Genomic DNA, 14492 nt, shown 5'->3' with positions numbered 1-14492 from the left:
TTTTTTTATAAAAACAACTCACTTTGGCTAAATACAGGATAGATGTGAACTGCGATATGGGAGAAATCGCCTACGAAGAGGCACCCCACTTGATCCGATTGCTCGATTTTATTTCCAGCTGCAATGTTGCTACCGGTTTTCATGCCGGGGACCCTCATACCATTCTCCAGACCATCCGCCAGGCTCATCAGCGAAATGTGGCCATTGGAGTGCATCCCTCCTACCCGGATAGGCCCGGTTTTGGGCGCATCTCCATGGATCAGTCGGAAAGTGAACTATATGCGTCATTGTATTACCAGACCTCAGCATTATCAGGTCTTTGTTCATCGGTCGGCGCCCGATTGCAGCACCTGAAACTACACGGCGCTCTTTATCATGATGCCCATCATAAAGAAAAAGTAGCTCAAGTTGTTATTCGGTTTTTGTTGGATTGGCCCTACCCATTGTTGCTGTATGGTCAAAAAGGAAGTCTGCTCGAAAAAAGAGCTCGGGAAGAAGGTATTGTGTATATTGCTGAAGAATTTCTGGATCGCCGTTATAACAGCGACGGCACCTTAGTGGCGCGAAATCACGACAAAGCAATTATTTCTGACCCTGATGAAGCAGTAGCACAAGCGATTAACATTATTAAAGGTAACAGGATTAAAACTGTGGACGACGCACACATCCTGCTGGAAGCACAAACTATTTGTATCCATGGGGACCATTCCTATGCACTGACCCTGGCTCAGCAACTCCACGCTAGTCTGGATCGTGAAAACATTGTTCTCACACCTCCTGGCTTATGAATACCTTCAATTATCAAATCTTCGCATTATCTGAACGTTGTTTGACTCTACAGCTCGAACCGGTAATATCTGAACCACAAATCAGATGGTTATATGCGCTGCGGGAACGCATCCTGATCAAAAATATACGGGGTGTTCAACACGTTTGGGTTACCTTCCACGAACTAACCATCCAATACGATGTTGACGTGGTCAACTTTGAGCGGCTTCAGGATAACGTGGAGGTACTTCTTGCAGAGCGTCCTCATGATATGTCACAAAACATGACAGTGAAACCCCGGCACATAACCATTCCGATCTGTTATGAAGATGAGATGGCATGGGACAAAGACAGATTGGTCTCCCACTGCGGGCTCTCTTTTGAGGATTTGATTCATATTCACCACGAACAAGAGTATATTTTTTATATGTTTGGGTTCCTCCCCGGCTTTCTTTATCTGGGCGGATTGGATCCCCGGCTGGCCTGTCCCCGACTCGAAAAACCCCGCCAAAACATCCAAAAAGGATCTGTCGGGATAGCCGGACATCAAACGGGGGTATATCCCATGGCGAGCCCGGGCGGATGGAATATTATAGGCCGAACACCATTGGATTTATTTGATTATACCTTATCAACTGCACCGGCAATAGATGATTTAATGATCCGTCCTTTGGATCGAATCAGATTCACGCCTGTTTCGCGTTTGCATTTTAAAGCTCTGGAAGGTAAGACTGTGAATGAATATCAAAAACTGATTAAAACCACCTAATTATGGGAATCATAGTTAAGAAAGCGGGCTGGCAAACCATGGTGATGGATCAGGGGCGGAAAAACACCCGACATCTCGGAGTTCCTTCGTCGGGCGTAACAGATCTGTTTCAGTATTGGTGGGCCAATGGTCTGGTTCATCATTTTGATTTTAAAGGTGCTGGTCCTGCTGTTCTTGAAGTGGGAACTGGTCCGGTCGAATTTGTATTTGATCAACCCCATGTCTTTGCCATGACCGGCTCTGCCGGGGAATATTATCTCGATGATCAAAAAATCCCTTCTCACACTACTTTGCACGCAAAAAGCCAGCAAATCCTGCGGATCGAAAAAATTGCCCGCAATGGTACCATTTATCTTGCCATCAGAGGAAAATGGAGGGTGAACAGAGTCTACGAAAGTGCATCGGCAGATGTACTAAGTCCTTTTTCAGGAAGTGCAGGCAACCGACTTAAAGATCAGGACCGAATCATCATCGACCAGGTAGGCCAGATGGAATTATCTACTGTAAAAACACCGGATTACTTAAAGCCCGCCAAGTCTTCCGGACCTCATACCATCCGTATAACTGCCGGAGCTGAATTACATCAATGTGATCAAATCAAACATGCTTTGAGCGAAGAATCTTTTGGCATCAGCCGAAATAGCAGTCGAATGGGATACCGTCTGACCACAAACCAAGAATATAATCACACGATGACTTCCATGGTTTCATCCATTGTGTTGCCAGGTATGATCCAATGGCCTTCCGGTGGTGAACCCATCCTTCTTTTGCCCAATTGTCAGACAACAGGCGGATACCCTCGGGTAGCTAAAATCATTGATGCGGATCTGTGGAAACTGGCTTACCTGGGTCCGGGGGATCATCTTGAGTTCAAATGGACCACGCGAGAGGAAGCGATATATCTTCGAAAATATAAAACGCAACAATTTACCCGTTTCTGGAATAAACTATTTCCCGAAAACATCAAAAATCATTCGTTGACTTACTGAGCTACTGAAGATTCCTGGTTGATGCTGGAGTACGGATAGCATTTGAGCCCTTCCTCCAGGCAATCCAAGGCGACAACCAAGTGGGGCAAATCAAGGACGTAGGCTAATCGAACTTGATTTTTTCCAAGTCCTTCCGTCGCATAAAATCCATTCCCCGGTGCCAGCATTACTGTTTTCCCATCGATCTGAAAATCAGTCAAAAGCCATTTGCAGAAAAGTTCCGAATCATCAACAGGTAACTGAGCAAAAATATAGAAAGCTCCTTCTGGTTCATTGAGAATAATGCCCTGAATCTTTTTCAAACGATCCATGACATATACCCGTCTGGCACGATATATATCCATCATGTTCTGCATAAACTCCTGCGAGGGATTAATGGCTTTCTCTGCATATTTCTGCCCTAAAACAGGAGGGCTGAGTCGAAGCTGAGCATACTTCAAGATCATCTCTCTCACTGTCGCATTCCGGGTTACGATGCATCCTATTCTGGCTCCGCAAGCATTGTATCTTTTACTAATGGAATCCAGAACAATGACTCGGTCCTGAATATGGTCCATCCGGAGCACACTATAGAACTCAGATTCATAACAAAATTCGCGATAGACCTCGTCCACGATCAGATATAAATCGTGTTTTAATATAAATTCTGCCAGCTGCAACAGCATTTCACGTGTATAAACCTTTCCTGTCGGATTGTTCGGATTACACAACAATACCGCTTTGGATCGGGGCGTGAGCACTTTTTCAAAATCCGTCATGGAAGGAATTGGAAATCCATCCTCAAAAGGCGTATACACAGATTGTATATTAACCCCGGCCATTTGGCTGATCCCATTGTAATTCGCATAAAAAGGCTCCTGAACGATCAGATCATCCCCCTGATCCATGGTGACAAACAGACTAAATAATAAGGCTTCACTCGCCCCGGTGGTCACCAGAATATCATCAGACTCCAAATGAACGTCCCAGTTTTCGTAATAGGCCAAAAATGCTTCCTGCATAGATTCTTCACCTTCGGACTTACCATAGGGCAAATGGTCTGACTTCCAGTCAGACAAGACTTCTCGAGGATTAACCGGTGAAGGAACATCGGGCTGTCCGATATTCAGGTGAAATACTTCTATCCCGTTCTTTTTGGCTTGATTCGCATATTTCATCAGTTTTCTGATGGGCGATTCATAAGCATAGCAACTCCTTCGGCTCACATGGTCCATTGTGGATAAGATTTGAAGGTCAGGTAAATCAGGCTTCAGCGTTTGGAATATTGAAATTTATGGGTGGCATAGGTGCTCCTCCATCTTTAATTTTTCCGTGTTGCTTTTCGAATTTTTTGATATTTTCTTCCAGGGCAAGCATCAACCGCTTAGCATGCGACGGACTCAATATAATCCGGCTTTTCACTTTTGCTTTGGGAAGGTTGGGCATCATCCGAACAAAGTCCACTACAAATTCCTGGTTGGAATGAGAAATAATGGCCAAGTTGGAATAAATTCCATCGGCTGTTTCTTCCGAAATTTCAATATTCATTTGATTCTCAACTTTTTTCTCTTCCATAATCCGTATTTTCCTGTCAAAAGTAGGTGATTTCTATGGACTATACCAATGAATTTGCCGGATAATTTAGTAGGATCTGATTGCAATCTCAGAATACTTCCTCTCCTATGTAATCAAAATAATGACACGAATTGGTTCAAATGTTAAAACAGCCATGTTTTAACCACTCATTATCTATACAAGTAAACATGACGGTTAAAATCAATATGATTACACTAAAACTTGACGTGAAGTAACGTAATTATTTGTTAATCAAATATTTTTAAAGATTGATAAAAAGCCATATATTTGTTTTATCATCTCAAAAACCGATATTTTTATGAAGCTAAGATTTCTACAATTATTTGTATTTATCGCCGGCTGTCTTGGATTGTTTTTTATTTGCTTTCCGGATTGTCTGACCGTATTCAATCAAAAAGAATGTGAAAGATTGCATTTCAGAACATCTGAATACATTCAAAAAACCAACCACCCCATACAGGTCGATACCATGCGGGCCATAATCGGACAAGATTCGTCCATATTGGCTATTTGACTATAGATACTGCAAAGGACGTCGTCCCTGTATATACTGTTTCCAATGGATCCAAAAAGCGAAAAACAAATAAACGATGACAGGTGATCCAAAAGTGAGCAAAGACAGGTAAACAAAATATACCCGGACCCGATCTACGGTCCATCCGGCAGAATCTGCGATGGAACTGCAAACTCCAAAAGCCTGTTTTTCTAAAATATTTCGCCAGTTCATGTAAATTGAAACTTTTTTTACAAACAAATAGTTCCTTTAAGTGGGATCATGCATTCGATTTCCAAGTGAAATATAATCAATTTCTATATTTTATTGTTTGATCAGCACATTAAAAGTCAATTTGACTACTCTAAATGCACAAATTTGTGAGCATTCAACAGATAATGCGCAGAAGCAACGTTAGAGTTAGCTGACACCCATGATTAAACGAGCAGAACAATGAATAATTCTACCGGTTACGAGCAGTTAATACAAAAACTGAACAGGTTTATCCGCAAATACTATACAAATCAGTTGATTAAAGGGACATTGCTGTTTATCGGACTCAACCTCTTTCTTTTTATAATTTTTAATGTTCTGGAATCCCAGTTTTACTTTTCTTCATCCACTCGTAAAGTGTTATTTTACAGCGGATTAGGTGTTTTAATACTTTCTTTTATCCACTGGATTGCTCGCCCGATATTTCGTTTTTTTCAAATCGGTCAAACCTTGGACCAGGAAGAAGCTGCCCGTATTATCGGTGATCATTTTCCTCAAGTCAAGGACAAATTATTAAATATACTTCAACTTGCCCGACAAACCGGGCAAACGGAAAACGACCTATTATTACACAGTATCGAACAAAAAACTAATGAGATCAAACTGATCTCCTTCCCCAAAGCCATTGATCTTTCGAAAAATCGTAAATATCTGCGCTATGCACTTCCGCCCTTTCTGATACTTATCGTACTGCTTTTTAGTGCACCCAGTATGATCACAGATTCGTCGTATCGTCTTCTTCACAATAATGAAGAATTTGAGCGACAAGCACCGTTTGATTTTCAGCTGGAGAACACAGATCTTTCTTTACCTCAGTTTGAAGACATTGAAATACTCATGAATACGGAAGGCAGCGTTTTGCCGCAAGAAGCCTTTATCACGATTGACAATTTTCAGTATAAGATGAAAAAAAATGACCTGGGACAGTTTTCATATACACTGAAAAATGTGGGGAATGACACCCGATTCTTCTTTTCTGCCAATGGATTTTCATCTGTACCTTATGAGATTAAGATACTCAAAAAACCTTCATTAGCTCGTATGAAAATTGATCTGGACTTTCCTGACTATACCGGAATAAAAGACAAATCTCTACTCAATGAAGGCGATTTTATCGTGCCCGCAGGTACCAAGGTTATGTGGACATTTGATACCGAAAACATGTCTAAACTGGGACTGAAACTGAATAAGGAAGGGGTCGACACGGTTCTTAATACGAGTAACAATATCGCGAAGTTTGGTCAGCGCATCTATCGTAATACCGACTATCGGCTTGTCTTCAATTCGTCCGACATTCCACGTGCAGACTCAGTACAATACTTCATAGAATCGATTCCAGATGAATACCCGCGCATCAGTCTTCAAAATGAAAAGGACAGTCTCAATCCTAAAATTCATTATATTCTGGGAGAAGCATCGGATGATTACGGGATCCGGAAAATAACCTACAACTACGCTCTTGTACCTGAAGGTGCCAACCCGGATCAAGATATTGAATTCCACTCCGAAGTCCTGTCAAATACAACAGGAAAAGCCGCGACTTTTGACAAGATCATAGATATACAAAACTTTGACCTGGCTCCCGGTGCAGCGTTGTGGTATTACTTTGAAGTTTTTGACAACGATGGAGTCCGTGGAAGCAAATCTTCAAAAACTGCCATCCAGAGGTGGACTCAAAAGACCATCGAAGAGTTTGAAGAATTGGAAGAACAAACCGAACAACAAATCAATTCCAACCTGGAAGATATCCTCAAAAACCAAGAGGAATTGATCAAATCGACCGAAGAACTTCGCAATAAACTGCTTCAGGAAAAAGAGCTTTCCTGGCAGCGGAAAAAAGAAATGGAAGAGTTGCTGAAAAACCAAGACGCTATTCAGCAAAAACTTCAGGAAACACAACAAATGCATGAGCAGAATTCTCGAAATCAGGAGGAATTCAAAAATACCGACCAGCAGAACAATAGAGATATCCAAAAGATGATGGAACAAGCTCAGAATCCAAAACTGGAACAACTCATGCAGAAAATACAGGAGTTAATGGATAAAATGAAGAAAGATGAAGCAATCCAGGAGCTCGAACAAATGTCTCAGGAGATGAATCAGACACAAATGGATCTCAAGCGACTGGAACAATTGTATAAAAAACTTGAAATGGAAAGTGATCTGATGGATCAGGCAGAAAAGCTGGAGGAGTTGGCCGAAAAACAAAAAGAACTTGCCCGGCAAAATATCGAAGAAAAAATGGAAGAGGATCAAGATAACAATTCAGAAAATACAAATCAAGCAGGTGAAGAAGAAGATCCGAATTCAGAAGAAAGTAAGGAGTCGGATAATAAGGAAAAGAATAGCACAGAGAATAGTGAAGAGAATAAAGAAGGGCCATCGGATAAAAATCAGGAAGAAAATATAGAAAAACAAAAAAAGCTGAATGAGGAGTTTGAGAAAATCAGCCAAAAATTGGAGGAACTCCATGAAAAAAATAAATCCCTGGAGTCTCCTGCCAAAATGGATGATCCCAAAACAACTTCCGAAGACATCAAAAAAGACCAAAACCAAAGCATGGAAGAAATGCAGTCCGGATCTCCCCAAAAAGCGGGTCAAAAGCAAAAAGATGCGGGTGACAAAATGCAACAAATGGCAGAATCCATGCAGCAAAATATGCAAAGTGGTCAGGAACAACAAGCTAAAGAAGACATTAAAACACTCCGACAAATTCTTGAAAACCTGGTCAGGCTTTCCTTTGATCAGGAAACCCTCATCGATGAGGTTGCTCCTCTGTCTTACGCCACTCCGCAGTATGTTGAAAAAGTACGTGACCAATTTAAGCTTAAAAGCAATTTTTCTTTGATTCGGGACAGCCTCATGGCTCTGGCTGGTCGAAACGCTCAAATCGAAACCACAGTCACCGAAAAAGTGAATCTCATCGACACGCACCTTGAAAAGAGTTTAAAACTTATGGAAGAGCAAGAAAAGTCAGATGCTGCCAATGACCAGCGCAGGACCATGAAAAATGTAAATGATCTGGCTCTGATGCTGACGGAAGCTTTGCAAAACATGCAAATGCAAATGGCTCAGCCTAGTGCCATGTGTCAAAATCCAGGTAATAGTTCTGGATCAGTTCCAATGGATAAAATTACAGAAGGACAGAAAAAGCTGACCGAGGAAATGAAAAATATGGCCAAAAAAAGACAGGAAGGAAAAGGTAAAGGAGGGGAAATGAGTAAAGATTTTGCGCAAACCGCAGCCGAACAAGCTGCATTACGTAAAATGCTGGAAGAAAAACAGCAAAAATTAATGGAGCAAGGGAAGGGTTCCAAGCAACTCCAGCAGCTAATAGATATGATGGATGGCATGGAAACAGACTTGGTCAATAAAAAGCTAACCAACGAAATGATGCAAAGGCAACAGGAGATATTAACGAGGCTCCTTGAAGCTGAAAAAGCAGAGCGGGAACAAGAGATGGATGAACAGCGGAAAGCTGAGGAAGCTAAAAATGTCCCCAGGACACTCCCTCCTGACCTGCAAAAATACCTTGAAAGACGACGAGAAGAAATCACACCGTATCAGAAACTTTCTCCGGCACTAAAGCCTTATTATAAACAATTGGTGGAAGAATATTACGAAGACCTGAAAAACCGATAACGCTTTGTCACAACTTGTTTTCGCATCGGAACTTGAAAACATCAAATTGATTGATGATTTTATAACCCGGTTGAAAAAACATTATCAGATTGATCCGCCGAAGTTCGTGGATATTCGTCTTTCTATTATGGAAGCTGTCAACAATGCAATCATCCATGGTAATCAGTTGGACGCTTCTAAAATGGTCATTATTTCCGAAAAAGTCGTTGATGATTATCTCGTGGTTCAGATTGAAGATCAGGGAAGGGGATTTGATCCATCTGCTGTTCAAGATCCCACTTCCAAATTGGACCTGTCACTGCCCGGAGGGAGAGGGATTCACCTTATGCGCCATTTAACGGATAAGGTTGATTTTATAAAAAATGGTCAATCCGTTGTCCTTAGATTTAAACTATAAAATGGAAATATCATTTTTTCACCACGATGTTGACTTTCCCTGGGATGAAGAAGAAGATATCCGCAAATGGATAATCAGAACCATCAATCAAGAAAAAAGGGATACGCCAATCGGAGAAATATCTATTATTTTTTGCTCTGATGAATATTTGCTGGACATCAATAAGCAATACCTGAACCACGATTATTTCACAGATATTATCACATTTACCTATTCAGAAACTCCCCTCACGGCTGACTTATACATAAGTACAGAACGAGTTATGGACAATGCCTGCACGATGTCTCATGGGTTTTACGAAGAACTGTATCGCGTGATCATTCATGGAATTTTACACAGCTGTGGATATACAGATAAGACGGTTGAAGAACAAAAAATCATGCGGGCAAAAGAAGATGAATATCTCAAATCTGTTCAAACGCTACTGGAAGGAAAATTTAAATGACCTTTTTATTCCTGTCCCTAAGAATTTATTAATAATTTTGAGCCCTTATTGATTGAATGTCATAAGAACGATAAATCTATTATATAATTCATATATGCGCGTATTAAAATTTGGAGGTTCATCGGTCAAGGATGCAGATCGAATTCGTAATGTTGGAAATATTCTTCAGAGCTACTCGAAAAAGGGGATCCCTTTTACTGTTGTTTTCTCCGCCATGGGTGGTATTACCGATCTTCTGATCGGAATGGCCACAAAAGCCAGTAAAGGAAAAGAAGATTACAAGGAAGATCTGAATCATTTCATACAACGACACAATGACGTTATAGCGGAATTGTTCGATAATCCGACCTACCGAAAAGAGGTTATGGAAGTGATTCAGGAACAGCACGAAACCCTGGAGAACCTCCTTTATGGAATTTACCTGGTATGGGAAGCTTCTCCCCGAACCATGGATTATGTATTAAGCTTCGGCGAACGGTATTCTGCGTTTATCATTGCCAAATACATGAACCAGCTAGGAGTGCATTCGGAGTACCTGGATGCACGAAAGATAATTAAGACGAATCGCGTTTTCGGAAATGCAGAAGTTCATCTAAGATTGACTTATCAAAAAATTGCAGACTACTACAAAAACCGCACCGCTATTCAAATTGTAACCGGTTTTATTTCATCGACCAAAGGCGGTTTAAGCACCACACTCGGTCGAGGTGGATCGGATTATACTGCCGCATTGCTGGGTGCAGGTCTTGAAGCTGATCTCATCGAAATTTGGACCGATGTAAATGGGGTATTGACCACCGATCCCCGCCGCGTAAAGCAAGCTTTTACCATACCCAAAATGTCATTTTTGGAAGCTGTGGAAATGTCACACTTTGGAGCGAAAGTTATCTACGCACCAACTATGCAGCCAGCTATGGATCGGAACATTCCATTGGTGATAAAAAACTCCATGAATCCTGATCACAGCGGAACATATATATCAGCGGAGGTCAATCTGAACGATCATCCAGTCAAAGGGATATCTGCCATAAATAATGTGGCATTGCTCACGCTTCAGGGAAATGGGATGGTCGGTGTTCCAGGTACTGCAGCCCGTCTGTTCAGATGTCTCGCCGATGCTGGTATTAATATAATGCTTATCACACAGGGTTCATCTGAATACAGTATCAGTTTTTCAATATTACCCAATCAGGTTCGCAAAGCGAGCAAAGTCATTCAAGAAGAATTTAAGCGAGAATTCGAACGGAATGATCTTGACCATTTGCACATCGAAAAAGAGCTTTCTATCCTCGCTATTATAGGTGATAATATGCGATTTGTGCCGGGTGTCGCTGCAAAAATGATGCGTTCACTGGGAAATAACGGTATCAATATAGTAGCAATCGCTCAAGGAAGTTCAGAGAGAAACATTTCGGTGGTTATCAACAAAGAGGATGAAAACAAGGCTTTGAATGCTCTACACGAAGGATTTTTCTTGTCAGACATCAAGGTTATCAATTTGTTTGTCGTCGGCACTGGTCTTATCGGCAGCACATTGATCAAGCAAATTCATGAGCAAAGTCAGTCTCTATTGGAAGATCGTGGAGTTGAAATCAGGCTAATCGGCATCGCAAATAGCCGGAAAATGCTTTTTGATGAACACGGAATAAACCTGGAGAGCTGGGAAGATGATCTGTCACGAAATGGAGAGGCAATGGATATGTCTCTCTTCAAAAAACGCATGGATGATGCCAATGTGATCAATTCTGTATTTGTTGACAATACAGCCACCGATGAGATATCACGGCAGTACCGCTCCATTCTGGCCGAAAGCATTCATGTTGTTACACCAAATAAGATTGCTACCTCCTCTTCCTACGAAGAGTATGTGAATCTAAAAAGACTGGCACAAAGAAACAATGTTACTTTTGGTTATGAAACCAACGTGGGAGCCGGCTTGCCGGTCATATCGACCTTGCAAAACCTTATTCACTCTGGTGACAAAATCAAAAAAATAGAAGGTGTTCTTTCTGGATCTTTATCTTATATATTCAATGAATTTGATGGAACAACTCCTTTCAGTACCATTGTAAGAAAAGCTAAAGAACTTGGCTTTACCGAACCTGATCCACGGATCGATTTGAGTGGTACAGACGTCAAACGTAAAATCATTATTTTAAGTCGGGAAGCTGGAATGAAAATCGAACCTGACGAAGTCATGATCGAATCCTTTTTACCAGCAGACTGTATGGAAGCAGATACCACCGAAGAGTTCTTTGAACGCCTGCAGGACAATGATGCTTATTTCGAAAACCTAAGACAGGAAGCAGCCAAAGACCATAAGAAGCTCCGTATTATCGCTACTATGGAAAACAATACAGTAAATATTTCCCTGCAAGCCGTCGATCAAAAATCTCCTTTTTATAGCTTGGAGGGCAGTGACAACATGATCGTCTTTACCTCCCATCGCTACCACAAAAGATCACTTGTTGTTCAAGGACCCGGGGCGGGAGCAGAAGTGACAGCGGCAGGTGTTTTTGCTGAAATAATTAATATAGAAAGTCAAATTAGCCCATCTTAATGAAAGCAGGAATTAAAGTATTTGCGCCGGCCACCATCGCCAATCTCGCCGTAGGGTATGATATCATCGGTTTGGCCTTGGAGTCTCCCGGAGACGAAGTAATTGCTCGGAAATCGGACCAATACAAAGGAGTTCATATAACACAAATTTTCAACGATGGAGGTAAACTTCCCATGGATCCTTTAAAGAACACTGCATCCGTGGCAGGTCAGGCTGTTCTCGACGCATGCAATGCCTCTGACATGGGCATTGAAATAGAAATACATAAAAAAATGCCCATTGGCAGTGGATTGGGTAGTAGTGCTGCATCCGCTGTGTCTGGTGCGTTTGCTGTGAATGACATTATGGGAAAGCCTTTTTCAAAAGAAGAGTTATTGCCTTACGCGGTAAAAGGAGAACAATCCGCAGACAAGGCCTACCATGCGGACAATGTAGCCCCTTGTTTGTTGGGAGGAATAATTTTTGTCAAAAACGACGAGACCTTGTTGCATCGACGACTACCTACTCCGAAAGGTCTGTACATCACACTGGTTCACCCGGACGTAGAAATTTTAACTAAAAATGCACGAGATGTCATTAAAACAAATATAACGCTGGATCAACACATCAATCAATCTTTTAATCTGGCAGGATTCATTTATAGTCTATTCACTTCAGATTTCACTTTGATGCGTCAATGCTTACAAGATCACATTATAGAACCTCAACGTGCCTTTATGATACCAAAATTCCGCGAGGTCAAAGAAGCTGCCATGAATCAAAATGCACTGGGATGTAGTATCTCTGGTGCTGGTCCATCCATATTTGCTTTATCGGAAAACAGTTTGGATGCTGAAAACATCGCATTTGCCATGCGTGAAGTTTTTTCAAATTCAAAAATTAAGGCCACAACATTGATCTCAAAGGTAAATCCCGAAGGCGCTTATAAATATTAATCCAATTACCACACCAAAATAGTTCCACGTGAAACTATACAGCACGAACAATCCAAACCACATCGTTTCTCTACGGGAAGCGGTATTGCACAGTTTACCACCTGACAATGGCTTATATGTGCCACAACAGTATCCCGCCCTAGATCCGGCTATAATAGAAAATATAACGGATTACAGTTTCAGAGAACTAGCAAATATCATTGCAACACAGTATTTGCGGGAAGAGGTGCCGGAGGAAATTATACAAGAAATCGTATACGATGCCATAAATTTTCCGGCACCTGTAATCAATATCGACGATAAAATTTCCATACTTGAACTTTTCCATGGGCCCACACTGGCGTTCAAAGATTTTGGGGCCCGCTTCATGGCTCGTTTAATGAATCATTTTTGGTCTACAGAAAACAAAAAATTAAACATTTTAGTTGCAACATCTGGAGATACAGGTGGTGCTGTAGCCGCAGGATTTTATGGGCTGGATTCCATAGAAGTCACCATTCTTTATCCAAAAGGGAAAGTATCTCGATTGCAAGAAAGCCAACTTACCACCTGGGGAAGTAACATACATGCTTTAGAAATTGAAGGCGACTTTGATGATTGCCAGAAACTGGTAAAACAAGCTTTTTTAGATCTTGATCTTAACAAACATCTTCATCTCAGTTCAGCCAATTCGATTAATATTGCCCGATTGATCCCCCAATCATTCTATTATTTTGAAGCTTACAAACAATTAAAAAAAGATACTCCTGTTGCATTTTGCATACCCTCAGGTAACTTTGGCAATTTAACTGCCGGATTAATCGCCCAACGGATGGGTTTACCCATCAGCCATATGATCGCGGCTACAAATATCAATGACGTATTCCCAAATTACCTTAAAACAGGGGAGTATAAACCAACCGCCGCTATACCTACTCTATCGAATGCAATGGATATAGGCCATCCTTCTAATTTTTCACGCATCCAACACATGTATGGTTCCACGTGGAACGATATCAAGAAAGATATTTCTGGTTATTCCTACACTGATCAGCAAACGATTAATCAAATACTCAATAAGCATAAAAACAATGGCTACGTCCTGGATCCCCATACCGCGATAGGCGTTTTAGCCGCTGAACAGTATTTAAATTCAACGAATACTGGCCATCAGGTTGTAGTGTTAAGCACAGCTCATCCGATAAAGTTCCAATCAGAGATACAAGCTGAGATTGATTTTAAAATTCCCTACCCTGCTAGTGTTCACCGTTTTTTGGATCTAGAGTCTCATAAAACCCCGATGTCAGCAACATTCCAAGACTTCAAAAATTTCCTTCTAAGTAAATCATCATAGTATATCAACATATATTTTAACACCATTAATCAACGGTGGCAGATCATTCTCCATCGATAGATACAAATAGTGATTCCAAACAGCTCCTCCGATTTATATTGAAAAAATAAAGAGCCTTTTCAATTCACGCTTCTTCTAAATCCTGTGAATCGCTGGACTCACAAACTTAAAACGTTTACGTATTTGGAAATTGCAACCCACCGATAACATCAAGGAAAGTAGAATTGATTATCAGCCGCTAAGCAATGACTTCTCTCAAATAGATCGCTTTGGTCATCGCGCGTTCACCTGACCAAAAAATTCTGCGGACATG

At 41.2% G+C, this 14492-nt stretch carries 13 protein-coding genes; 10 read left to right on the top strand and 3 right to left on the bottom strand.

The genetic code is table 11. The annotated features are described in order from the left end of the window. The first annotated feature begins 23 nt into the window (after positions 1–23). Genes KUV50_RS08440 through KUV50_RS08430 form a run of 3 tightly spaced genes read left to right on the top strand, consistent with a single transcriptional unit; the run spans position 24 to position 2526 of the window. The gene (locus tag KUV50_RS08440; protein WP_222579684.1) at positions 24–788 is read left to right on the top strand and encodes a 5-oxoprolinase subunit PxpA; all 765 of its coding nucleotides are present in this window, start codon (positions 24–26) and stop codon (positions 786–788) included. Beyond that, positions 785–1537, top strand: a complete 753-nt coding sequence (gene pxpB, locus KUV50_RS08435; protein ID WP_222579683.1) for a 5-oxoprolinase subunit PxpB — start codon at positions 785–787, stop codon at positions 1535–1537. The genes KUV50_RS08440 and pxpB overlap by 4 nt, the downstream gene beginning before the upstream one ends. A 2-nt stretch (positions 1538–1539) precedes the next feature. Beyond that, entirely contained in the window at positions 1540–2526 is a 987-nt protein-coding gene (locus KUV50_RS08430) for a biotin-dependent carboxyltransferase family protein (protein ID WP_222579682.1), read from the top strand. Here KUV50_RS08430 and KUV50_RS08425 read toward each other — a convergent pair. Then, on the bottom strand, positions 2520–3740 hold the full coding sequence (locus tag KUV50_RS08425) for a pyridoxal phosphate-dependent aminotransferase (RefSeq protein WP_222579681.1): 1221 nt from the start codon (positions 3738–3740) through the stop codon (positions 2520–2522). The genes KUV50_RS08430 and KUV50_RS08425 overlap by 7 nt on opposite strands. 28 nt (positions 3741–3768) lie before the next feature. Then, the gene (locus tag KUV50_RS08420) at positions 3769–4080 is read right to left on the bottom strand and encodes a DUF3467 domain-containing protein (protein ID WP_222579680.1); all 312 of its coding nucleotides are present in this window, start codon (positions 4078–4080) and stop codon (positions 3769–3771) included. Positions 4081–4399: 319 nt separating this feature from the next. On the opposite strand from KUV50_RS08420, the gene KUV50_RS08415 reads away from it, so the two are divergent. Further along, positions 4400–4615 carry a hypothetical protein gene (locus tag KUV50_RS08415; protein ID WP_222579679.1) on the top strand — a complete coding sequence of 72 codons (216 nt, stop codon included), beginning with the start codon at positions 4400–4402 and terminating at the stop codon, positions 4613–4615. Here KUV50_RS08415 and KUV50_RS08410 read toward each other — a convergent pair whose 3' ends face one another. Further along, positions 4616–4828: a PspC domain-containing protein gene (locus KUV50_RS08410; RefSeq protein WP_261395061.1), complete on the bottom strand. Its 213-nt coding sequence runs from the start codon at positions 4826–4828 to the stop codon at positions 4616–4618. A 219-nt stretch (positions 4829–5047) separates the two neighbouring features. On the opposite strand from KUV50_RS08410, the gene KUV50_RS08405 reads away from it, so the two are divergent. From KUV50_RS08405 to thrC, 6 genes are all read left to right on the top strand, one after another. Continuing rightward, complete coding sequence (locus KUV50_RS08405) at positions 5048–8509, top strand: DUF4175 family protein (protein ID WP_222579678.1); 3462 nt, start codon at positions 5048–5050, stop codon at positions 8507–8509. A gap of 4 nt (positions 8510–8513) precedes the next feature. Next, positions 8514–8906, top strand: coding sequence for an ATP-binding protein (locus KUV50_RS08400; RefSeq protein WP_222579677.1), 393 nt, complete (start codon positions 8514–8516; stop codon positions 8904–8906). A gap of 1 nt (position 8907) precedes the next feature. After that, entirely contained in the window at positions 8908–9351 is a 444-nt protein-coding gene (gene ybeY, locus KUV50_RS08395) for an rRNA maturation RNase YbeY (protein ID WP_222579676.1), read from the top strand. A gap of 94 nt (positions 9352–9445) precedes the next feature. Further along, positions 9446–11911 carry a bifunctional aspartate kinase/homoserine dehydrogenase I gene (thrA, locus tag KUV50_RS08390; RefSeq protein ID WP_222579675.1) on the top strand — a complete coding sequence of 822 codons (2466 nt, stop codon included), beginning with the start codon at positions 9446–9448 and terminating at the stop codon, positions 11909–11911. Then, entirely contained in the window at positions 11911–12846 is a 936-nt protein-coding gene (locus KUV50_RS08385; protein WP_261395060.1) for a homoserine kinase, read from the top strand. Before thrA ends, KUV50_RS08385 begins: the two co-directional genes overlap by 1 nt. 28 nt (positions 12847–12874) lie before the next feature. After that, the gene (thrC, locus tag KUV50_RS08380) at positions 12875–14179 is read left to right on the top strand and encodes a threonine synthase (protein ID WP_222579674.1); all 1305 of its coding nucleotides are present in this window, start codon (positions 12875–12877) and stop codon (positions 14177–14179) included. The last annotated feature ends 313 nt before the right edge of the window (positions 14180–14492 follow it).

Source organism: Membranihabitans marinus (assembly GCF_019802045.1).
Classification (GTDB): domain Bacteria; phylum Bacteroidota; class Bacteroidia; order Chitinophagales; family Saprospiraceae; genus Membranihabitans; species Membranihabitans marinus_A.
The sequence above is the reverse complement of the archived record's forward strand: the minus strand, read 5'-3'. Positions and strand labels throughout refer to the sequence as shown.